Origin of the sequence: Kitasatospora sp. NPDC049285 (genome assembly GCF_040678815.1) — a bacterium.
In the GTDB taxonomy this organism is placed as follows: Bacteria; Actinomycetota; Actinomycetes; order Streptomycetales; family Streptomycetaceae; genus Kitasatospora.
The window spans coordinates 15258-34508 of sequence record NZ_JBFAQR010000036.1; the positions used below are offsets into that span (position 1 = coordinate 15258).

Genomic DNA, 19251 nt, shown 5'->3' on the forward strand with positions numbered 1-19251 from the left:
CATCCGCCTCCCGGCGCCGCGTGCTGATGAAGTGGGCAACAGGGTGCGCGCGGCGGCCGGAGCCGTCAATGGTCTGGACCGATCCGGCGGGTGACGGACCGTCAGTCCACCGGCGGGCCGGGCATCAGGCGCGGCAGCAGCCGGTCCAGGGCGAGCAGCAGCAGGCCGGCCAGGCACCAGCTGGCCACCACGTCCAGCAGCCAGTGGTAGTCGCTCCACACCAGCCCGGTACCGACGCCGAAGCACAGCAGCGCGGTCGCCCACCCCAGCCGGCGGGCCGGCTCCGCGGGCAGCACCCGGGCCAGCAGCAGCGCCGCGGTGCCGTACGCGATCGACGAGGTCGCCGTGTGCCCGGACGGGTACCAGCCCCACTGGTCCGCGGCCAGCGGCACCCCGAACGGGCCCGGCCGGGCGAACCACGTCTTGGCCGGCACCACCAGCAAAGGGATCAGCACCGCCGCCACGCACGCCACCGGCACCGGCACCCACCAGCGCGGACGGCCGCCCTGCCGGGCCAGCCACGCCGCCGCGACCGCGGCGGCCAGCAGCGCCGGGACGGCCACCTGCCCGCCGCCCAGATCGGAGAGCGACTTGCCCAGGTGGTTCAGCAGCGTGCTGTGCAGCGCCCGGCGGACCTCCCGGACGTCGTCGCGCACCGCGGTGTCCACCCCGAGCAGCGGCCCGTCCACCGCGACCTGCCAGGAGATCACCGCCAGGACCAGCGCCAGCATCAGTGTCATGGGCAGGACAGCAAAAACCGGCCGCCCCGGAGCAGGGGGGAGAGCTCCGGGGCGGCCAAGGCGATCGCCGCGCCGTGCGGCCCGGGGGGTATGGGCGGGACGGTCGGTCGATCGGTCGGGTACGTCCGCCGCGGGGGCGGACGAAGTGTCGGGCAATGGGTGCGGTGCGCTGTCCATCTGCCATGACAGTACGTCAAAGACCGGCGCCGTCACGGCGCGACCGGCCATCGTGCACAGCATCTTCACCACCGGCCTGGCAACCTCCACCGCCGGGTCGCACACGCGTAACGGGGCCGGTGCGGGAGGGGCGGGAGGGGGCGGAGAGGGGACAGGGAAGGATCGGAGAGGGGACAGGGGAGGGCCGGAGACGGGTGGGCGGCGAGCCGGCGTGGCGGGGGCGAAGGGCCGAGGGCGACGCGGCGTGGAGTCGGCGGCGGGGACGGCGAAGGGCCGGACGGGCGAACCCGTCCGGCCCCGGTACCGCAGGTCGGAGCGCCGGATCAGACGGCGGCGGCGAAGGCGGACTCCAGGATGTCCAGGCCCTCGTTCAGCAGGTGCTCCGGCATCACCAGCGGCGGCAGGAAACGCAGCACGTTGCCGTAGGTGCCGGCGGTGAGCACCACCAGGCCCTCGGCGTGGCACGCCTTGGCGATCGCCGCGGTCACCTCCGGGTTCGGCTCCTTGCCGCCCGCCTTCACCAGCTCGACGGCGATCATCGCGCCGCGCCCGCGGACCTCGCCGATCACCTCGTACTTCTCCTGCAGCGACCGCAGCCGGCCCAGCATGACCTCGCCGATCCGCTGCGCCTTGGCGTTGAGGTCCAGCTCCTTCATGGTCTCGATCGAGCCCAGCGCGGCCGCGCAGGCCACCGGGTTGCCGCCGTAGGTGCCGCCCAGGCCACCCGCGTGCGCGGCGTCCATGATCTCGGCGCGACCGGTCACCGCGGCCAGCGGCAGACCGCCGGCGATGCCCTTGGCGGTGGTGATCAGGTCCGGGACGACGCCCTCGTCGTCACACGCGAACCACTGGCCGGTCCGGCAGAAGCCGGTCTGGATCTCGTCCGCCACGAAGACGATCCCGTGCGCCTTCGCGTACTCCACGATGGCCGGCAGGAAGCCCTTGGCCGGCTCGATGAAGCCGCCCTCGCCCTGGATCGGCTCGATGATGATCGCCGCGACGTTCTCCGCGCCGATCTGCTTGTTGATCATGTCGATCGCCTGCGCGGCGGCCTCGGCCGCACAGTTCTCCGCACCGGTCAGCCAGCGGTACGGGTACGCCACCGGCACGCGGTAGATCTCCGGCGCGAACGGCCCGAAGCCCTGCTTGTACGGCATGTTCTTCGCGGTCAGACCCATGGTCAGGTTGGTCCGGCCGTGGTACCCGTGGTCGAACACCACCACCGCGGTGCGCTTGGTGTACGCACGCGCGATCTTCACCGCGTTCTCCACCGCCTCGGCGCCCGAGTTGAACAGCGCGGTGCGCTTGTCGTGGTCACCCGGGGTCAGCTCGTTCAGCTGCTCCGCGACCGCCACGTACCCCTCGTACGGGGTCACCATGAAACACGTGTGCGTGAACGCGGCCAGCTGCGCCGACGCCTTCGCCACCACGGCCTCGGCACTGTTGCCCACGTTGGTCACGGCGATGCCCGAACCGAAGTCGATCAGGCTGTTGCCGTCCACGTCCTCCAGCACGCCGCCACCCGCACGCGACACGTACACCGGCAGCGTGGTGCCCACACCCGCGGCCACCGCGCCGAGCTTGCGCGACTGCAGCTCCTGCGACTTCGGGCCGGGGATCGCGGTGACCAGGCGGCGCTCCTGCGGGAGCGGCGTTGCAGCGCTCATCTGTCTTCTCCAAGTTCTCGTCGCGGTAACCGCAGGCTACGGCGGCCCCCTCCGGCCCGGCATGCGCCACTCGGTACTGCTGGGCCGTCCGAATTGTCCGACGCGGCCAGTGGCCGAAGATCGGCTCGCGCCCCGGCTCCCTCCACTACATTGGCCCCCGGGTGTGTCGGTGGGACGGCGATGCGGGTAAGGGCACCGCCGGCAACGTAGGAGGGGCCCGAAGTGGAACTGAACGACGCGCGAACCCAGCACACCCACCCGCACCTCCCCCCACCCCGCCCGTCCTTCCACCTCCCCACCTGGGTCACCGCCCCCCGCCCCGAAACCCCACCCGGCATCTACCGCCAACACCACGTCCCCCACGACCCCAAGACGGACGCGGACGCGGAGACGGGGGCGGGACCGCTACTGCTCCGCGCGGGGCTCAACCTGGTGGTGGCCTGGCTCGTGTTCATCTACGGCCGCAACCTCGCGCTCTCCGGCCTCGGCATGCTCGGACTCGGGTCTCTGCCGAGCGTGCCGACCATACTGGTGGCGCTCGCGGTGAACGTCCTGATCATCGCCGCGGTGATCAAGATCTTCGGCCGCATGGGCCGCTGGCGCGAGGTCGGCCGGCGTTTCCTGATGCCGTTGCTCACTCGCACCGTCACCGAAGAACCCCCCACCCCCGAGGCGGTGTCGGTGGTGGATGTGTGGGCGGAGTTGCGGCCGGCCGGGGATGTGGTGCGGCGGCTGGAGGGGGAGGCGGTGGGGGATGTGGACTACGTGCGGATCCACCAGGCCTGGCGGAGCGTCGGCGGGGACGTGGCGGCGTGGCAGGACTTCGCCGCGCAGGTGGCCTCGCGGGGGGCGGCGGCGTGCGCGCACCCCTCGGAGCAGCGGGACCTGCCCGGGGGGCGGGGGGTGCGGCACGACCTGATGGTGCGTCAGGTGCGGCTCGGGACGGCGCAGGACGTGGTGAAGAACCCGGTGACGCACCGGAACGCGGGGTTCGCGCTGGACCCGGCGACGCTCGGCACCTCGTTGCTGGCGGTCGGGCCGGCCGGGACCGGGAAGACGGCGGGGCTGGCCCGGCCGGTGGCGGAGGCGCTGTGCCTGCAGGCGCTGGCGGGCGCGGCGTGCGCGGTGGTGGTGGGCGCGGCCGACGCGGACCTCGGGCCGGACGCGTGGTACGACGTGGTGATCGCGCCGGGCGACCCGGCGGCGCCGTACGGGCTGGACCTGTACGGGGCGGCGCCGAACCCGGACGAGGCGGCGGCCCGGCTGGCGGACGCGCTGCTGCCGGACGAGCTGGCGCCGCGGGCGGAGAGTGCCCGGACCGCGTTGCAGCAGGTGGTGGGGCCGTACCGGGCGGCGTACGGGCGCTACCCGGGGGTGCGGGAGCTGCGCGGGCTGCTGGCGGGGGACGCCGAGGGCTGGGCGGAGTTGGCGGAGCTGCTGCGGAAGGCGGGGCGGTACCCGGAGTTCGAGCCGGACCTGCAGCAGCGTGAGCGGATGCACGGCCGGGCGGACGATCCGGGGGCGCTGCTGGCCGACCGGCTGGCGCTGCTGGACCGTCCGGCGCTGGCGCCGGGGTTCTCCGGCGGGCCGAACGCGAAGCCGGCGTTCGCGATGCGGGCGTTGGAGCATCCGTTGCGGGTGCGGGTGAAGCTGCCCGAGCGCAGCCACCCGGAGGCCGCGCGGATACTGTCGCGGCTGCTGCTCGGACAGTTCACCCAGGCCGCCGCGGACCGTTCGGAGCGCGAGCTGTTCGCCGGGCTGGTGCTGGACGACGCCACCGCGGCGGTGGACGCCCAGGCGGTCCGCGGCATCCAGCGGCTGCGCGGCGCCAACGCCGGGGTGGTGCTGGTGCTGCGCACCCTCGCGGACCTGCCGGAGGCGCTGCGCGCGCCGCTGTTCGGCGCGGTCGGCAACCGGATGGCGTTCCCGGGCATCGCGCCGTGGGACGGCCGGCTGTTCTCCGAGGCCTGGGGGACCCACCTGGTGCGGGAGACCGCGGTCACCCACACCCCCGACACCTCGGGCGGGACGCTGCGCCGGGCCGGCCGGCTGGTCCGCAAGGCGCTGTCCGGCACCACGGCGCAGACCGAGTCGGTGACCACCCGGGACGTCGAGCGGCACCGCTGGTCGCCGTCGGACCTGGCGCACGCGCTGCCGTCCGGGCACGCGGTGATCTCGCTGACCGCGGTGGACGGCGAGCAGGTGCCGCCGCTGCTGGTGGACCTGCGGCACTGAACTCACGGGTAGGGCATGCGCTGATCATGGTTCGGTCACGGAAGCTACGGACCGGCGGATTCCGGCGTCCCGGGTTGTCCGGAGCGTCCATAATGGGGGGAGAACCCTCACTCGCCCGGCCGCAACGGCGCAGCCAGGTCGAACCATCGAAGGTGCCATGCCCCCCACACTCGCCTCCGTCGCCCGCAACACCGCGCTCCACCTGACGGTGCTGGCCGGTGCGGATCACCTGGAGCGCCAGGTCCGCTGGGTGCACACCAGCGAACTGGACGACCCCACGCCCTTCCTGGAGGGCGGCGAGCTGCTGCTGACCACGGGCATCAAGCTCGGCAGGAGCGCCGCGCAGCTGCAGGCGTACGTGCACCGGCTGGCCGACGCCGGCGTGGTCGGCCTGGGCCTGGGCGTCGGCCTCTCGCACACCGAGGTGCCGCAGGCGCTGGTGGACGCCGCCGCGCAGCGCGGCCTGCCGCTGCTGCGGGTCCCGGAGGCGACGCCGTTCATCGCCATCTCCAAGGCGGTCTCCGCCGCGCTCGCCGCCGAGCAGTACGAGGCGGTCACCACCAGCTTCGAGGCGCAGGAGGAGCTGACCCGGGCCGCGCTGGGCAAGGACGGCACCACCGCGGTGGTGCGCCGGCTCGCCGCCCGGCTCGGCGGCTGGGCCGCGCTGTACGACGGCTCGGGCGCGCTGTCCGCGGTCGCCCCCGACTGGGCGGCCCGCCGGGCCGGCCGGCTGGCCGCGGAGGTCGACCGGCTGCGCCGCAGACCCGCCCCGTCCAGCGCCGCCCTGCAGGGCCGGGCCGGGACCATCGACACCGCCGACGAGGACTACGTGGTGGTCCAGTCGCTCGGCGCGGACCGCCGCCCGCGGGGCTTCCTCGCGGTCGGCACCGAGGACCGCATCACCCCGACCGAGCGGTACGTGCTGAACGCCGCGGTCGCGCTGCTCACCCTCACCCTGGAGCGCTCGCGCGAGCTGCGGCAGGCCGAGGAGCGGATGGGCGCCGCGCTGCTGCGGATGGTGCTGTCCGGTGAGGTCGCCACCGCGCGGCAGGTCGCGGCGGGCCTGTTCGGCGGGCTGCCCGAGGGCACCGTACGGGTGCTGGTCGCGGCCGCCGCGCCCGGCCCGGAGGCCGCCGAGGCGCTCGGCGAGCTCGGCGACCGGGCCGAGCAGGCCGGCGGCAAGGTCGGCGAGAAGCTGCTGGTGGCCCGCGAGGACGGGCCGCACGGCCCGCGGCTGATGGTGCTCGCGCTCGACAACGGCTCGGTCCACCGGGCCTGCCTCGGCGCCGTCGAGGAGCAGGAGGGCCTGGCGCTCGGCGTCTCCGCCCCCGCCGCACTGGAGGACGCCGGCACCGCCTACGCGCAGGCCGAGCGCGCCCTCGCCGTCGCCCAGCGGGGCGGCCGCCGCACCGTCGACCACGAGGAGGTCGGCGCCGGGTCGCTGCTGCCGCTGCTCGGCGAGGAGGCCGTCACCGCGTTCGCCGAGGGCCTGCTGCGCCCGCTGCGCGAGCACGACCGGACCGCCCGCGGCGACCTGGTCGCCTCGCTGCGCGCCTGGCTGTCCCGGCACGGCCAGTGGGACGCCGCCGCCGCGGACCTCGGCGTGCACCGCCACACGCTGCGCTACCGGATGCGGCGGGTGGAGGAACTGCTCGGCCGTTCGCTGGACGACACCGACGTCCGGATGGAGCTGTGGCTGGCCCTGCGGGCCGGCGAGGACTGAGGGCGCGCCGTTCCGTAGTAATCAGGGCCGCTCTTTCGTCCCCGGCGGCCAATCGGAAACCCGCCGCCTCCGCCCTACCGTGGCGGGGTGAGCGAGATGTCTTCCGAGGGAAGGGCCGGTGCGACCGTGACCACCACTCATGAGTTCTGGCTGGCCGGGCGGCGGGCGAGCGGCGAGACGGCGTTCGGGGTCCGTCACCCGCACGACGGCAGCCTGGTGGCGAGCGTGAGCGTGCCGACCGACGCGCAGGTGGAGGAGGCCGTGGCGGCCGCCGCCGCGGTGGCCCCGGCGCTGGCGGGGACCCCGGCGCACGTGCGGGCGACCGCGCTGGACCACGTGGCGAAGCGGCTGGCCGAGCGCACCGAGGAGATCGCCCGGCTGATCACCGCGGAGAACGGCAAGCCGATCAAGTGGGCGCGCGGCGAGGTCGGCCGCGCCGTGTCGGTGTTCCGCTGGGCGGCCGAGGAGGCGCGGCGCACCAACGGCGAGACGCTGCGGCTGGACACCGACCCGGGCGGCGTCGGCCGCTACGCGATCGTGCGGCGCTTCCCGCGCGGCGTGGTGCTGGGCATCGCCCCGTTCAACTTCCCGCTGAACCTGGTGGCCCACAAGGTGGCCCCGGCGATCGCGGTCGGCGCCCCGATCATCCTCAAGCCCGCCCCGGCCACCCCGCTCTCCGCCCTGGTGCTGGGCGAGATCCTGGCCGAGACGGAGCTGCCGGCCGGCTCGTGGAGCGTGCTGCCGGTGGAGAACGCGAAGATGCCGGCGCTGGTGCAGGACACCCGCCTGCCGGTGATCTCGTTCACCGGCTCGGACAAGGTCGGCTACCAGATCATGGACTCGGTGCCGCGCAAGCACGTCACCCTTGAGCTCGGCGGCAACGCCGCGGCCGTGGTGCTGGCGGACTGGAGCTCGGAGGCCGACCTGGAGTGGGCGGCGAGCCGGATCGCGCTGTTCGCCAACTACCAGGGCGGCCAGTCCTGCATCTCGGTGCAGCGGGTGATCGCCGACGCGAGCGTGTACGACGCGCTGGTGGAGAAGGTGGTCGCCAAGGTGCAGGCGCAGGTGACCGGCGACCCGAACGACGACGCCACCGACGTCGGCCCGCTGGTCGACGAGAACGCCGCCAAGCGCGTCGAGGCCTGGGTGGAGGACGCCGTCGCCAAGGGCGCCAAGGTGCTGACCGGCGGCACCCGGGACGGCGCCGCGTACGCGCCGACCGTGCTGGCCGAGCTGCCCGCGGACGCCATCCTGGCCACCGCCGAGGTGTTCGGCCCGGTGCTGTCGCTGCACCGCGTGGAGTCCACCGAGGAGGCCTTCGCCGCGGTCAACGACTCCGCCTTCGGCCTGCAGGCGGGCGTGTTCACGCACGACGTGCAGACCGCCTTCCGCGCCCACCGGGAGCTGGAGGTCGGCGGCGTGGTGATCGGCGACGCGCCGTCCTACCGCGCCGACCAGATGCCGTACGGCGGCGTGAAGGACTCCGGCGTCGGCCGCGAGGGCGTCAAGTACGCGATGGAGGACTTCACCTTCGAGAAGGTCCTGGTGCTGACCGGCCTCGACCTCTGAGACACGAACCCTGACGCCCCGTCACCGTGCCTGCGGCGGCGGGGCGTCGCCCTGCCTTGACACCCCTGGGGGCCCGGCGTAGTCCGGGAGACAGGCAAGGAAGGGAGGCCCCGTCATGTTGGGCGACCTCATCGGAGAGGAACAGGGCCAGATCACCGGTCAGCGGGTGCTGGGCGGCGAACACGGGCTGCCGCCGACCGTGGAGACCTCGTTCGCGGCGAGCGGCACCCTGCTGGGCGTCCAGGTCCAGGACATGGGCACCTACACCGCGCGACTACGCGCCGACGGCACCCTGGAGGGCGCCGGGAGCGGCGTGCTGATGGGCCCGGGCGGCGCGCACGCCAGCTGGAAGGGCCTGGCCGTCGGCACCTTCACCGAGAGCGGCGGCAACAGCTTCCGCGGCTCGATCGTCTACGAGAGCGACTCCCCGGAGTTCGAGGGCCTGCGCGGCGTCGCGGGCGTGTTCGAGTGGGAGACCGCGGCGGACGGGAAGGCGGCGGGCCGGCTCTGGGCCTGGAAGTGAGCACGCCGTAGCGCACGACACAATGGGGGCATGAACTCGCTCGCCCACCCGCAGCTGCGCTTCACCCCGACCGTCGCCGACCCGGACGGGCCCCGGGAGTTGGTCATCCTCGGCTCGACCGGCTCGATCGGCACCCAGGCCATCGACGTGGTGCTGCGCAACCCCGACCGGTTCAAGGTGGTCGCCCTCTCGGCGGCCGGCGGGCGGGTCGAGCTGCTCGCCGAGCAGGCCCTGACGCTGGGCGTGCACACCGTGGCGGTGGCCGACCCGGCGGCCGTGCGGCCGCTGCGCGACGCCCTGGCGGCCCGGGCGGCCGGCGCGGCGCTGCCGGAGGTCCTGGCCGGCCCGGACGCGGCGACCGAGCTGGCCGGCCTGCCCTGCCACTCGGTGCTGAACGGCATCACCGGTTCGATCGGCCTGGCGCCGACGCTGGCCGCGCTGCGCGCCGGCCGGGTCCTGGTGCTCGCCAACAAGGAGTCGCTGATCGTCGGCGGCCCGCTGGTGAAGGCGGTCGCCCAGCCCGGCCAGATCGTGCCGGTGGACTCCGAGCACGCCGCGCTGTTCCAGGCGCTGGCCGGCGGCACCCGCGCCGAGGTCCGCAAGCTGGTGGTCACCGCCAGCGGCGGCCCGTTCCGCACCCGCACCCGCGAGCAGCTGGCGCAGGTCACCCCCGCCGACGCGCTCAACCACCCGACCTGGGCGATGGGCCCGGTCGTCACGATCAACTCGGCCACCCTGGTCAACAAGGGCCTGGAGGTGATCGAGGCGCACCTGCTGTACGACGTCCCCTTCGACCGCATCGAGGTGGTGGTCCATCCGCAGTCGGTCGTTCATTCGATGGTGGAGTTCACGGACGGCTCCACGCTGGCCCAGGCGAGCCCGCCGGACATGCGGATGCCGATCGCGCTCGGCCTCGGCTGGCCGGACCGGGTGCCCGACGCCGCCCCCGGCTGCGACTGGACCAAGGCCGCGACCTGGGAGTTCTTCCCGCTCGACAACGAGGCCTTCCCCGCGGTCGACCTCGCCCGCGAGGTCGGTACGCTCGGCGGGACCGCCCCGGCGGTGTTCAACGCCGCCAACGAGGAATGTGTGGACGCTTTCCTGAACGGCGCGCTTCCCTTCACCGGAATCGTGGACACTGTGGCGAAGGTGGTCGCCGAACACGGCGCCCCGCAGGCGGGAACTTCGCTCACGGTGGAGGACGTACTCCAGGCGGAGCGCTGGGCCCGCGCCCGGGCCCGGGAACTGGCGGCAGGTTAGGTACGACGGAGGCGACGCGGTGGACAAGCTGATGTGGGTGCTGGGCGTCCTGATCTTCGTGGTCGGGCTCCTCTTCTCGATCGCCTGGCACGAGCTCGGCCACCTGTCCACCGCGAAGCTCTTCGGCATCCGGGTACCGCAGTACATGGTCGGCTTCGGCCGGACGCTGTGGTCGACCAGGCGCGGCGAGACCGAGTACGGCCTGAAGGCGATCCCGTTCGGCGGCTACATCCGGATGATCGGCATGTTCCCGCCCGGCGCGGACGGCCGGATAACCAAGCGCTCCAGCTCGCCCTGGCGGACCATGATCGAGGACGCCCGCTCGGCCTCCTACGAGGAGATCCTGCCCGGCGACGAGGACCGGCTGTTCTACACCCGCAAGCCGTGGAAGCGCGTCATCGTGATGTTCGCCGGGCCGTTCATGAACCTGGTGCTCTCGGTCGCGCTGTTCCTCGCCCTGTTCATGGGCATCGGCCTGCGGACCGCGGTGCCCACCGTGGAGTCGGTCAGCGAGTGCGTGGTCCCGGTCAGCCAGGCCGCGGACGGCTGCAAGCCCGACGCCGAGAAGTCCCCGGCCAACCTGGCCGGCTTCAAGGCCGGCGACACGGTGCTCAGCTTCGGCGGGGTGCCGATCCACGACTACCCGCAGCTGCAGGGCCTGATCCGGGACTCCGCCGGCAAGCACGTGGACGTCCAGGTCCGCCACAAGGACGGCACCGAGGCGACCCTCCCCGCCGACATCAAGACCAACACGCTCCCGGCGATGAAGAGCGACGGCACGGCGATCAAGGGCCAGACCGTCACCGCGGGCTTCCTCGGCATCACCCCGGCGGTCGGCGTGCAGCACCTGTCGCTGACCGAGAGCGCCCGCCAGATGACCACCATGGCGGAGCACGGCGTTCAGTCGCTGACCCAGCTGCCCGGCAAGATCCCCGGCCTGTGGCACGCCGTCGTCGACGGCACCCCCCGCGACACCGACTCCCCGATCGGCATGGTCGGCGCGGCCCGGCTCGGCGGCGACGTCTTCTCCATGGACCTGCCCGCCACCCAGCAACTCGCCTTCTTCGTCCAGCTGCTGGCCGGCATCAACCTGATGCTCTTCCTGTTCAACATGCTGCCGCTGCTCCCGCTGGACGGCGGCCACATCGCCGGCGCCCTCTGGGAGTCGCTGCGCCGCGGCGTCGCCCGCCTGCTGCGCCGCCCCGACCCCGGCCCGTTCGACGTGGCCCGCCTCATGCCGCTGGCCTACGTCGTCGCCGGCGTCTTCGTCTGCTTCACCGCCCTGGTGATGGCCGCGGACATCGTCAACCCGGTGCGCCTGAACTAGCCGCGCCACCCGCGGCCGGGTGTGCTCCGCCACCCGGCCGTGCCGTACCGTTGGACGCCGGGCGCGCCGTAGCGGCGCGCGCCGGATCATCGAACCTCTGCAGAGGAATCACTGCGCACATGACCGCGATCTCGCTCGGTATCCCGTCCCTGCCGCTCAAGCCGCTCGCCCAGCGCCGCCACTCGCGTCAGATCATGGTCGGCAACGTGCCGGTCGGCGGCGACGCGCCGGTCTCGGTGCAGTCGATGACCACGACGCTGACGTCGGACGTCAACGCCACGCTGCAGCAGATCGCCGAACTGACCGCCTCGGGCTGCCAGATCGTCCGGGTCGCGGTGCCCTCGCAGGACGACGCCGACGCGCTGCCGATCATCGCCCGGAAGTCGCAGATCCCGGTGATCGCCGACATCCACTTCCAGCCCAAGTACGTGTTCGCCGCGATCGACGCCGGCTGCGCCGCGGTGCGCGTCAACCCGGGCAACATCAAGGCCTTCGACGACAAGGTCGGCGAGATCGCCAAGGCCGCGAAGGACGCGGGCGTGCCGATCCGGATCGGCGTCAACGCGGGCTCGCTCGACAAGCGGCTGCTGGAGAAGTACGGCCGGGCCACCCCCGAGGCGCTGGTGGAGTCCGCGCTGTGGGAGTGCTCGCTGTTCGAGGAGCACGACTTCCGTGACATCAAGATCTCGGTCAAGCACAACGACCCGGTCGTGATGATCAACGCCTACCGCCAGCTCGCCGCCGCCTGCGACTACCCGCTGCACCTCGGCGTCACCGAGGCCGGCCCCGCGTTCCAGGGCACCATCAAGTCCGCGGTGGCGTTCGGCGCGCTGCTCGCCGAGGGCATCGGCGACACCATCCGGGTCTCGCTCTCCGCCCCGCCCGCCGAGGAGATCAAGGTCGGCAACCAGATCCTGGAGTCGCTCGGCCTGCGCCAGCGCGGCCTGGAGATCGTCTCCTGCCCGTCCTGCGGCCGCGCCCAGGTGGACGTCTACAAGCTCGCCGAGGAGGTCACCGCCGGCCTGGAGGGCATGGAGGTGCCGCTTCGGGTCGCCGTCATGGGCTGCGTCGTCAACGGCCCGGGCGAGGCCCGCGAGGCCGACCTCGGCGTCGCCTCCGGCAACGGCAAGGGCCAGATCTTCGTGAAGGGCGAGGTGATCAAGACCGTGCCCGAGTCGAAGATCGTCGAGACCCTGATCGAGGAGGCCCTCAAGCTGGCCGAGCAGATGCAGGAGGAGGGTGTCGAGTCCGGCGCCCCCGTCGTCGTGGCCGCCGAGTGACGGCCTGAAGTCCCCCGGCGGGGCCGCCCACAGCGGGCGGCCCCGCAACCGTTGAGAGGTGCCGACGTGCTCGACCGAGGTGTGATGCTGCCCGGCCCGTTCCAGGTCGCCCGGGCGCTGGCCGCCACGCGCGTGCTGGAGGCCCCGGACCTGGACGAGGCGCTGGAGATCCTGCACCGCGACCCGGTCGCCAACGCCTTCGTCGCCACCCGGGTCGAAGCCGTCGGCCTCGACCCGTGGCGGCTCGGCGGCGAGATGTGGGGCTGGCACGACGCGGACGGCCGGCTCGACGCGCTCTGCTACGCCGGCGCCAACCTGGTCCCGGTCAACGCCGGACCGGAGGCCGTCCGCGCCTTCGCCGAACGCGCCCGCCGCCAGGGCCGCCGCTGCTCCTCCATCGTCGGCCCCGCCGAATCCACCGCCGCCCTGTGGGCGCTGCTGGAGCGCGCCTGGGGCCCGGCCCGCGAGGTCCGCGGCCACCAGCCGCTGATGGCCACCGCCACCCCCGTCACCGAGGTCGGGCCCGACCCGCTGGTGCGCCGGGTGCACCGCGGCGAGATCGAGGCGCTGATGCCCGCCTGCGTGGCGATGTTCACCGAGGAGGTCGGCATCTCCCCGCTGGCCGGCGACGGCGGACTCCTCTACCAGGCCCGGGTCGCCGAACTGGTCTCCACCGGCCGGTCCTTCGCCCGCTTCGACGAGCACGGCAAGGTGGTCTTCAAGGCCGAGATCGGCGCCGTCACCGCCGGGGCCTGCCAGATCCAGGGCGTCTGGGTCGCCCCCGAGCACCGCGGCCGCGGCCTGTCCGAGACCGGCATGGCCGCCGTGGTCAACACCGCGCTCGCCGAGGTCGCCCCCGTGGTCTCGCTCTACGTCAACGACTTCAACATCCGCGCCCGCGCCGCCTACCGCCGGGTCGGCTTCCGCGAGGTCGGCGCGTTCATGAGCGTGCTGTTCTGACGGCCGGTCAGCCCCGCGCCGCGGGGTCGCGCAGCGGCAGGTGCGCGCCCATCACCGCGTACGGGCGCAGCGTGTTCGGGAAGCGCACCGCGCGCGCCAGGTCCTGGTAGCCGAGCGCGCGGTACAGCCGGCGGGCCGGGGTCTCCGCGTCGATCGCGGAAAGGATGGAACGGTCCCGCCCGGAGCGCTCGCACAGGGTGCGGATCAGCCGGGTGCCCACCCCGTGGCCCTGGTAGCGCGGCAGCACGTGCAGCTCGGTGATGGCGAACACCCCGTCCAGCCAGTGCTCGTGGCCGCGCGCCGCCAGGTACGGCTCGATCACCGTCGACCACCAGTGCTCGCGCTGGTTGGGCATCCCGTAGCCGAAGCCGACCAGTTCGCCGTCGGCCATCGCGCCCAGCGCGATCACCCCCGGCTGCAGCGCGTGCCGGCCGACGATCGGCAGCCGCACCGCGACCTCCTCGGGCAGCAGCCCGAAGGCGACCGCCTGGACCTCCAGCACGGCCGGCGCCCACGCCGCCAGGTCGATGGCCTCGATCGTCACCTCGGTGAGCTGCTCCATGACCGGGACGTTACTACTTGCGGCGGCGCGCAGCGCCGTGCCCCGGCTTCACAGCCAGGCCGCGAACTCCAGATGGAGCTCGGCGGTCGCGTCGTCCCCCGCCGCCAGCGCCGCCAGCGCGGTGTCCACCGCCCGCAGCAGGGTCCAGGCCCGGACCCGGTCGGCGGGCAGGTCCACCGCCTCGGACAGCTGCTGCAGCCGACGCCTGGCCGCCCCGCGCGGCCCCGGCGAGGCGGCCAGGGTGTCCAACCGGTCCAGCACCAGCCGGGCCAGGTCGTAGGCCCGATCACCCACCAGCGGACGGGGACTGACGGCCAGCCAGGGCGCCCGGTCGGCGGCCAGCACCCGCCCGTGGTGGAAGTCCCCGTGCAGCAGCCACCCCCCGCCGTCCGACGCCAGCGCGAGCGCCTCCAAGGCCTCGTCGACCAGCGGCGCCGCGTCCACCGCGCCCGGCAGCGCGCGGTGTTCGGCGATCCGCGAGGCCGCTGCGGCGGCCCGGTCGGCGAGCGAGGCGAACGCGTGGCCCGGGGCCGGCTCCACCCAGAGCCGCTGCAGCAGGCTGGTCGCCTCCAGCATCGCCTTCGCCTCGGCGAGCGAGCGCAACGGGATGTCGCCGTGCAGGCGCTCCAGCAGGAGCATGCCCGCCGCGTGGTCCTCGTCCAGCAGCAGTGCCGCCCCGCGACCCGCCCACTGCCGCAGTGCCGCGGCCTCCTGCGAGCGCTCGGGCGCGGGCCGGACGGCCTTCAGCACCGCCGGCGCCAGATCGTCCTCCCGGTGCACGTACCCCACCAGGCTCCCCCGCCCACCGGGCTCCGCGACCCGCTCCAACACCAGCCCCCACGCCGCCAGTCGATCGGCGAAGCCACCGGGCAACGCGGCCAGCCACCCGGCCGCGGCCGGGTCCTGTTCGAGACGGACGGCCTCCACGAGACGCTCGGGCACGGGGAACGGGGTGGGCTGTGCGGACATGCTGCTCATTGTGGGTCATAAACCTCATGAGCTCGGGGAACTTGCACTATCCAGGGGCTCGGGGAACTGCGAGGCGAGTGTCTGGTGGTCTTAGGGCGGCTGTACGTCTTGGAGACCTCTATGCGCCGAGACCTTGCAGCGCCCTGGAACCCTCGCCGCCACGCACTCCCGCCGTTCCCCGGGCCCCTGGATAGTGCAACTGGACGGCTTGCCTAGAGGCTGGGGGCGGCGCCGGAGGCGGTGGGGGTGGGTTCGGTGGGGGTGAGGCCGGGGAGGGCGGGGAGGTCTGCGCCCCAGTGGGTGGCGCGGAGGGCGCACTCGCGGAGGGCGGTGGCGCCGTCCATGCGGAGGGTGGGGCCGGCGGCGGCGAGGTCGGCGTAGGCGGCGGTGAGTTGGACCTCGAGGTAGGCGGCGAGCTGGCCGGCGGTCGCGGCGTCCTTCACGGCGAAGGGGAGGCGGTAGCCGGGGGCGGCGGCGGTGGGGGAGACACCGGAGGTGGCGAGCAGGCGCTGCCAGGCGTCGCGGCGGGCCTGGTGCGCGGTGTACGCGGTGCGGCCGTCCTCGCGCTGGGGTCCGGTCGGGAGGAAGGCGCCGACCACGCCGTAGCCGTAGACGGCGGCGTGCTCCGCGGCCAGCACGGCCTGCAGGGCGTCGGCGTCGCCCGTGGGCATCGCGCTGGGCTTGGCACTCTCGGTCCCCGCAGCAGCGGAGGCGGAGGTGGCAGCGGAGGCGGAGACGGACGCCGACGGGGAGGCGGAGGCGCCGGTGGGGAGGGTGATGGGGGTGGTGTCGCCGAGGGTGGCCGCGTGGGCGGCGCCGGACGCGGCGACGGCGGCGAGCACCTTGGCGAGCGCGGGGGAGGCCGCGGCGAGGTCGCCGAGTCGGATGCCCACGGTCTGCCGTTCGGCCGCCGCCAGCTCGGCGACGCTGCGGATCGCGCCCGCGGACGCCGAGGCGGAACCGGAGCCGGAGACCGAGGCGGACGGGGAGCCCGAGGAGGCCGGCAGCGACTGCGCGAGGGCGGTGCGGTGCTGGGCCACGTCCTCGCGCAGGTCGGTCAGCCGGTCGGCGTTGGCGGGGGAGGTGGCCAGGAGGCTGTCGTAACCCGCCAGCAGGGCGTCGGTGGCGGCGAGTTGACGCAGTCTCAGCGGGCGGTCGGCGTCCTCGGCGCGCTGCTGCGCGGTGCCCTGGTGGTCGTCGGTGCAGCCGCAGACCAGTTGGAGGCCGGTGAACGCCCCGAGGGCCAGGAAGGTCCGCCGGGTGGGCGAGGGCATCAGCGCTCCAACGTGGTCGTGGGAGCCGGTACCGCTCCCGTCGGGAGAATCTTTACCGGACGCCGGTGGGCTCCGGAGGGATCTCGGACGCTATCCGGCGGCTGTGACGTTGCTCGCAGCGGGGTGCCGGGGGCGTGGCGGCGCTCGGGTCGGAATCGTGGGTTCGGGGGTTGACCGGATAGGCTTCGCGATGAGTTAGCACCTCCTGACAACAGCAGACGCGGCCGAGGAGTCACCCGGATGAGCACCACCCCCACCGACCGGCTGCGCGCATTGTTGGAGCCGCTGGCCGCCGAAGCCGGGCTGGACCTCGAGGAGGTCGTGATCGCCCAGGCCGGCAGCCGCCGCCAGGTGCAGATCGACGTGGACGCCGACGGCGGTGTCGACCTGGACGCGATCGCCGAGTTCTCCCGGCTGGTCAGCCAGGCACTCGACGAATCCAACCTGATGGGTGACGCGCCCTACCTGCTGGAGGTCGGCTCGCCGGGCGCCGAGCGCCCGCTGACCGAGCCGCGGCACTGGCGGCGCGCCACCGGGCGACTGGCGGCGATCAAGCTGGCGGACGGCGCGGAACTGACCGCGCGGGTGCTGGAGAGCGACGAGGACGGCGCGCTGGTCGAGGTGCAGCCGGTCAAGGGGCGCGGCCGCCCCAAGGAGCGCCGACTGGAGTTCGCGGAGATCGCGCGGGCCCGGGTGCAGGTCGAGTTCAACCGCAAGGACGAGGAACTGCTCGACGCCGCCGCTGACATCGCGGACACGGACGACGAGGAAGAGGAGGCGTAATCGTGGACATCGACATGAGTGCCCTGCGCGGGCTGGTCACCGAGAAGGGCGTACCGTTCGACCTGCTGGTCGAGTCGATCGAGTCGGCCCTCCTCATCGCGTACCACCGCACCGAGGGCTCGCGCCGCCGGGCGCGGGTGGAGCTGAACCGCAAGACCGGCCACGTGACGGTGTGGGCCCTGGAGGACGCGTCGGAGCTGGAGGAGGGCGTCGAGCCGAAGGAGTTCGACGACACCCCGAGCGGCTTCGGCCGGATCGCCGCGTCCACCGCCAAGCAGGTCATCCTGCAGCGGCTGCGGGACGCCGCGGACGACCAGACCTTCGGTGAGTACGCCGGCAAGGAGGGCGACATCGTCACCGGTGTCGTCCAGCAGGGCAACGACCCGAAGAGCGTGCTGGTCGACATCGGCAAGCTGGAGGCCATCCTGCCCCCGCAGGAGCAGGTCCCGGGCGAGGACTACCGGCACGGCACCCGCCTGAAGTGCTACGTGGTGGGCGTGCGCCGCGGTGTGCGCGGCCCGTCGGTGACGCTGTCGCGGACCCACCCGAACCTGGTGAAGCGGCTGTTCGCGCTGGAGGTCCCGGAGATCGCGGACGGCTCGGTGGAGATCGCCGCGATCGCCCGTGAGGCCGGCCACCGCACCAAGATCGCGGTATGGTCGCGCAAGTCGGGCCTGAACGCCAAGGGCGCCTGCATCGGCCCGAACGGCATGCGGGTGCGGTCGGTGATGGCCGAGCTGCACGGCGAGAAGATCGACATCGTCGACTGGTCGGAGGACCCGGCCGAGATGGTCGCCGCCGCCCTGTCCCCCGCGCGGGTGACGAAGGTGGAGATCGTGGACCGCGCGCAGCGCTCCGCCCGGGTGATCGTGCCGGACTACCAGTTGTCGCTGGCCATCGGCAAGGAGGGCCAGAACGCCCGCTTGGCCGCCCGGCTCACCGGATGGCGGATCGACATCCGTCCGGACACCGAGGCCCCGGCCGGGGAATCGACGCCCCAGTAGCAAGCGTTGTCATGAGCCTCCGGAGATCTACTCGGCGGCAGCGAGGCCCTTCGGAGGGGTAGACTTGAACGTGTCTGGCCGGACGCATGTCCGCGCACGCCCTGAACGCACCTGCGTGGGCTGCCGCAAGCGGGCGGCCAAGCACGAGCTGCTGCGTGTCGTGGCGGGTGAGGGCGAATGCGTCCCCGACCCCCGCGGCACACTGCCGGGACGAGGCGCGTATCTGCACCCCGACCCGAACTGCCTCGACCTCGCGGTACGCCGCCGGGCGTTCCCCAGGGCCCTCCGGGTCCAGGGAGTGCTCGAGCCCGGTGAGCTGCGGGAGTACGTCGAGGCGGGGGCGCCTCCGGCCGTCGGCCGGTCGGCCCCCTGACGGGCTCCGCCCGGCAACATGCACCAGCGCACGGCAGCGGTATGCGCCGCCGTGCGCACAGTCAGGTACCTCGCGAGATGGAAGTAGGTCGAGATTGCGATGAGCACTCGATGAGTACGCGATGAGTACGCCCATGAAGTAGCGACGGTCCGGCGGACGACACCCCGGACTCATAGACAGGAGCGAAGTGGCTAAGGTCCGGGTATACGAACTCGCCAAGGAGCTTGGCTTGGAGAGCAAGGCCGTGCTGGCCAAGCTCACCGAGCTCGGCGAGTTCGTGCGGTCTGCGTCCTCGACGATCGAGGCGCCGGTCGTGCGCAAGTTGACTGACGCTTTGGGAGCGACCCCGCCGTCCGGCGGTGGGTCCTCCGCGAAGCCTGGCCCGCGGAAGCCCGCGGCGCCCCAGCCGTCCGGCGGCAGCGCCGGTGCGGCCGCACCCAAGCCGGGTGCGCCCTCCCCCGGCCCGCGTCCGAGTGTGACGCCGGGCCCCCGTCCGACTCCGGCCGCAGGCCCCGCGGGCGGCGGTGCCGCGCCGCGGCCCGGCGCGCCCACCCCGGGTCCGCGTCCGGCCACCCCGGCTCCGGCGGCGGCCCCCGCCCCGGCGGCCGAGTTCTCCTCCCCGGCTCCGGCCGGCGAGGCCCCGGCGCGTCCGGCGGCCGCCCAGCGGCCGGCCCCGGCCAACCCCGCGGCCCGTCCGGGCCCGCGTCCGGCCGGCCCGCGTCCGGGCAACAACCCCTTCACCTCCAGCGGTGCCTCCGGCATGGCCCGTCCGGGCGCTCCGCGTCCGGCCGGTGCTCCGGCCGGCGAGCGCGGTCCGCGTCCGGG

Annotated in this window: 17 protein-coding genes; 12 read left to right on the forward strand and 5 right to left on the reverse strand. The window is 73.9% G+C overall.

Annotated elements, in window-relative coordinates; genetic code table 11:
* Positions 1 to 101: 101 nt before the first annotated feature.
* A complete protein-coding gene (locus AB0K51_RS22165; RefSeq protein WP_363458165.1) occupies positions 102 to 740 on the reverse strand; it encodes a phosphatase PAP2 family protein in 639 nt (212 codons plus the stop codon).
* Between the two features lie 500 nt (positions 741 to 1240).
* Positions 1241 to 2584, reverse strand: a complete 1344-nt coding sequence (gabT, locus tag AB0K51_RS22170; protein WP_363458168.1) for a 4-aminobutyrate--2-oxoglutarate transaminase — start codon at positions 2582 to 2584, stop codon at positions 1241 to 1243.
* Positions 2585 to 2806: 222 nt separating this feature from the next.
* On the opposite strand from gabT, the gene AB0K51_RS22175 reads away from it, so the two are divergent.
* The 8 genes from AB0K51_RS22175 to AB0K51_RS22210 all read left to right on the forward strand — a co-directional run bounded on the left by AB0K51_RS22175 (position 2807) and on the right by AB0K51_RS22210 (position 13461).
* The gene (locus tag AB0K51_RS22175; RefSeq protein ID WP_363458170.1) at positions 2807 to 4819 is read left to right on the forward strand and encodes an ATP-binding protein; all 2013 of its coding nucleotides are present in this window, start codon (positions 2807 to 2809) and stop codon (positions 4817 to 4819) included.
* 157 nt (positions 4820 to 4976) lie between these two features.
* Positions 4977 to 6542, forward strand: a complete 1566-nt coding sequence (locus AB0K51_RS22180; protein WP_363458173.1) for a PucR family transcriptional regulator — start codon at positions 4977 to 4979, stop codon at positions 6540 to 6542.
* Positions 6543 to 6668: 126 nt separating this feature from the next.
* Positions 6669 to 8111, forward strand: coding sequence for an aldehyde dehydrogenase family protein (locus tag AB0K51_RS22185; protein ID WP_363458175.1), 1443 nt, complete (start codon positions 6669 to 6671; stop codon positions 8109 to 8111).
* A 115-nt stretch (positions 8112 to 8226) separates the two neighbouring features.
* Entirely contained in the window at positions 8227 to 8634 is a 408-nt protein-coding gene (locus tag AB0K51_RS22190; RefSeq protein WP_363458177.1) for a hypothetical protein, read from the forward strand.
* Between the two features lie 30 nt (positions 8635 to 8664).
* Complete coding sequence (dxr, locus tag AB0K51_RS22195; protein ID WP_363458180.1) at positions 8665 to 9894, forward strand: 1-deoxy-D-xylulose-5-phosphate reductoisomerase; 1230 nt, start codon at positions 8665 to 8667, stop codon at positions 9892 to 9894.
* Positions 9895 to 9913: 19 nt separating this feature from the next.
* Positions 9914 to 11221, forward strand: a complete 1308-nt coding sequence (locus AB0K51_RS22200; RefSeq protein WP_363458182.1) for a site-2 protease family protein — start codon at positions 9914 to 9916, stop codon at positions 11219 to 11221.
* A 119-nt stretch (positions 11222 to 11340) separates the two neighbouring features.
* Positions 11341 to 12501 (forward strand): flavodoxin-dependent (E)-4-hydroxy-3-methylbut-2-enyl-diphosphate synthase, encoded by a 1161-nt coding sequence (ispG, locus tag AB0K51_RS22205; protein ID WP_363458185.1) that lies wholly within the window; start codon positions 11341 to 11343, stop codon positions 12499 to 12501.
* An 84-nt stretch (positions 12502 to 12585) separates the two neighbouring features.
* Entirely contained in the window at positions 12586 to 13461 is an 876-nt protein-coding gene (locus AB0K51_RS22210; protein ID WP_363458279.1) for a GNAT family N-acetyltransferase, read from the forward strand.
* 7 nt (positions 13462 to 13468) lie between these two features.
* On the opposite strand, the gene AB0K51_RS22215 is transcribed toward AB0K51_RS22210, so the two are convergent.
* The 3 genes from AB0K51_RS22215 to AB0K51_RS22225 all read right to left on the reverse strand — a co-directional run bounded on the left by AB0K51_RS22215 (position 13469) and on the right by AB0K51_RS22225 (position 16266).
* Positions 13469 to 14023, reverse strand: a complete 555-nt coding sequence (locus AB0K51_RS22215; RefSeq protein ID WP_363458188.1) for a GNAT family N-acetyltransferase — start codon at positions 14021 to 14023, stop codon at positions 13469 to 13471.
* 48 nt (positions 14024 to 14071) lie between these two features.
* On the reverse strand, positions 14072 to 14992 hold the full coding sequence (locus AB0K51_RS22220) for an aminoglycoside phosphotransferase family protein (protein ID WP_363458191.1): 921 nt from the start codon (positions 14990 to 14992) through the stop codon (positions 14072 to 14074).
* A gap of 212 nt (positions 14993 to 15204) precedes the next feature.
* Positions 15205 to 16266, reverse strand: a complete 1062-nt coding sequence (locus AB0K51_RS22225; RefSeq protein WP_363458193.1) for a ferritin-like domain-containing protein — start codon at positions 16264 to 16266, stop codon at positions 15205 to 15207.
* 240 nt (positions 16267 to 16506) lie between these two features.
* Here AB0K51_RS22225 and rimP point away from each other — a divergent pair, with 240 nt between their 5' ends.
* From rimP to AB0K51_RS22245, 4 genes are all read left to right on the forward strand, one after another.
* Complete coding sequence (gene rimP, locus AB0K51_RS22230) at positions 16507 to 17049, forward strand: ribosome maturation factor RimP (RefSeq protein WP_363458196.1); 543 nt, start codon at positions 16507 to 16509, stop codon at positions 17047 to 17049.
* A 2-nt stretch (positions 17050 to 17051) separates the two neighbouring features.
* On the forward strand, positions 17052 to 18053 hold the full coding sequence (gene nusA / locus AB0K51_RS22235; protein WP_363458199.1) for a transcription termination factor NusA: 1002 nt from the start codon (positions 17052 to 17054) through the stop codon (positions 18051 to 18053).
* Between the two features lie 70 nt (positions 18054 to 18123).
* Positions 18124 to 18426 (forward strand): YlxR family protein, encoded by a 303-nt coding sequence (locus AB0K51_RS22240; RefSeq protein WP_363458282.1) that lies wholly within the window; start codon positions 18124 to 18126, stop codon positions 18424 to 18426.
* A gap of 187 nt (positions 18427 to 18613) precedes the next feature.
* On the forward strand, positions 18614 to 19251 hold a 638-nt coding region (locus tag AB0K51_RS22245), incomplete at its 3' end, for a translation initiation factor IF-2 N-terminal domain-containing protein (RefSeq protein ID WP_363458202.1).

Excerpts from the sequence above, each read along its gene's own strand:
- AB0K51_RS22165 (WP_363458165.1), bottom strand. The coding sequence starts at position 740 with ATGACACTGATGCTGGCGCTGGTCCTGGCGGTGATCTCCTGGCAGGTC.
- gabT (WP_363458168.1), bottom strand. The coding sequence starts at position 2,584 with ATGAGCGCTGCAACGCCGCTCCCGCAGGAGCGCCGCCTGGTCACCGCG.
- AB0K51_RS22180 (WP_363458173.1), top strand. The coding sequence starts at position 4,977 with ATGCCCCCCACACTCGCCTCCGTCGCCCGCAACACCGCGCTCCACCTG.
- AB0K51_RS22190 (WP_363458177.1), top strand. The coding sequence starts at position 8,227 with ATGTTGGGCGACCTCATCGGAGAGGAACAGGGCCAGATCACCGGTCAG.
- dxr (WP_363458180.1), top strand. The coding sequence starts at position 8,665 with ATGAACTCGCTCGCCCACCCGCAGCTGCGCTTCACCCCGACCGTCGCC.
- ispG (WP_363458185.1), top strand. The coding sequence starts at position 11,341 with ATGACCGCGATCTCGCTCGGTATCCCGTCCCTGCCGCTCAAGCCGCTC.
- AB0K51_RS22210 (WP_363458279.1), top strand. The coding sequence starts at position 12,586 with ATGCTGCCCGGCCCGTTCCAGGTCGCCCGGGCGCTGGCCGCCACGCGC.
- AB0K51_RS22215 (WP_363458188.1), bottom strand. The coding sequence starts at position 14,023 with ATGGAGCAGCTCACCGAGGTGACGATCGAGGCCATCGACCTGGCGGCG.
- AB0K51_RS22220 (WP_363458191.1), bottom strand. The coding sequence starts at position 14,992 with ATGTCCGCACAGCCCACCCCGTTCCCCGTGCCCGAGCGTCTCGTGGAG.
- AB0K51_RS22225 (WP_363458193.1), bottom strand. The coding sequence starts at position 16,266 with ATGCCCTCGCCCACCCGGCGGACCTTCCTGGCCCTCGGGGCGTTCACC.
- rimP (WP_363458196.1), top strand. The coding sequence starts at position 16,507 with ATGAGCACCACCCCCACCGACCGGCTGCGCGCATTGTTGGAGCCGCTG.